Genomic DNA, 1,720 nt, shown 5'->3' with positions numbered 1-1,720 from the left:
GGTTGAGTGTCCAGTTGTGGAACCCTTGCAGGAATAGTAAGAATCGGAAAATTGCAGCGACACCAAAGCTGGGTGCAAAGAACCAACTTGACTGTCCCAAGGGGTACATCAGGAATACGCTGACGAATACCGCAATCGGTGCAGAGAAGGCGAGAGCATTGTAAGGACGGATACCTACTAGACGCGCAATCTCAAATTGCCGCAACATGAAGCCGATCAAACCGAAGGCTCCGTGTAGGGCTACGAATGGCCACAAACCACCCAGTTGAAACCAACGGGTGAGGTTGCCTTGAGCTTCTGGCCCCCATAACAGCAATAGGGAGTGTCCCATGCTGTCGGCGGGGGTGGATACTGCCACTGTCAGGAAGTTACAGCCTTCTAAATATGAGGAGGCTAATCCGTGGGTGTACCAAGAGGTGACGAAGGTGGTGCCGGTCAACCAACCGCCTAGTGCTAGGAAAGCACAGGGAAACAATAGTATCCCTGACCAACCTACGAATACGAAGCGATCGCGCTTGAGCCAGTCGTCTAGAACGTCAAACCACCCTCTACTGGGCGCGCGTCCAACTGCGATGGTCATCGGACTAAAATCCTCATTTTTTTACTAAAATTGCAACGTTTCTGAGGCAGCGCGGAAAGCTAGTGTAACCGACTGCTGTCAGAAATTAACGTTTTTTTGACAATCTCAACTGCTTTTAAGCAACTGAGATTCTGAGAGCTTGACGACTACTGAAGTCATCATTTCTCAGGGTTATGACATTACACGTACCATCGGCTAGTAATCTAGCTGGTGGTAACTTAATGATTCTTAATTTATCACATTACTCCGGGTTTTTGCCTGATACACAGAAGCAAATCAGGTATGTGACACGAACATTATAAATAATATGAATATCAGAATTTTTACAATTTGACACAAGTTTTCTCAGAAATCTAAACAATTAGCAATGGACATGGGGCAAAACAGTTCCGTTAGCGATAGCGGGGCGTTTAGCCCGTTCCGAGTAAACAGTGCTGAGTAAAGAAGTGAGATTCCCCACTCAGCACTCTCTACTTGCAAGATATCCCGATTCAATGGGAGACTTTTAAAGAGAGTATCTCACGGGCAATGGTAGTTCAATGACGGCATCAACAACGATTAACAAAGGCGATCGCCTCCTGCATCAAAATGTTCTCGGTTCCCGTCGGTTCAGTAACTACTGGTGGGCAACTATCGTTACCTTGGGAGCAACAGGCTTTTTTCTGGCTGGGATATCCAGTTATTTAAAAGTTAATTTACTTATAGTTAGCGATCCAACTCAACTGATATTCGTCCCCCAAGGGCTGGCTATGGGGTTATATGGCACTGCTGGCTTACTACTAGCCACATACTTATGGCTAGTGATTTTATGGGATGTGGGCGGCGGTTACAACGAATTTAATCAGGAAACTGGCACAATAAAAATATTCCGTTGGGGATTTCCTGGCAAAAACCGCCGAATTGAGATTGATGGACGTACAGAAGATGTACAATCTGTACGAATAGCCGTCAAAGAAGGTCTTAATCCTCGTCGCTCACTCTACCTACGCGTTAAGGGTCGGCGAGATATACCCTTAACACGAGTTGGGCAACCGTTATCTTTAACAGAATTGGAAACAGAAGGCGCAAAGTTAGCCCGCTTTTTAGGAGTATCACTAGAAGGACTTTAAGGCATTGGGCATTGGGCATTGGGCATTGGGC

1 protein-coding gene and 1 pseudogene are annotated in these 1,720 nt (G+C 46.2%); one reads left to right on the top strand and one right to left on the bottom strand.

Annotation, left to right across the window (positions count from 1 at the left end; translation table 11 throughout):
- Positions 1 to 580: pseudogene (locus F8S12_RS19440) on the bottom strand (photosystem II D2 protein (photosystem q(a) protein)); the annotation flags it as partial.
- A 539-nt stretch (positions 581 to 1,119) separates the two neighbouring features.
- Here F8S12_RS19440 and F8S12_RS19435 point away from each other — a divergent pair.
- A complete protein-coding gene (locus F8S12_RS19435) occupies positions 1,120 to 1,689 on the top strand; it encodes a photosystem I assembly protein Ycf4 (RefSeq protein ID WP_196517735.1) in 570 nt (189 codons plus the stop codon).
- The last annotated feature ends 31 nt before the right edge of the window (positions 1,690 to 1,720 follow it).

This window comes from Nostoc sp. WHI (assembly GCF_015714725.1).
Classification (GTDB): Bacteria; Cyanobacteriota; Cyanobacteriia; order Cyanobacteriales; family Nostocaceae; genus Nostoc.
The sequence above is the reverse complement of the archived record's forward strand: the minus strand, read 5'-3'. Positions and strand labels throughout refer to the sequence as shown.

Coding starts and splice junctions, on each gene's coding strand:
- F8S12_RS19435 (WP_196517735.1), top strand. CDS start 1,120: ATGACGGCATCAACAACGATTAACAAAGGCGATCGCCTCCTGCATCAA.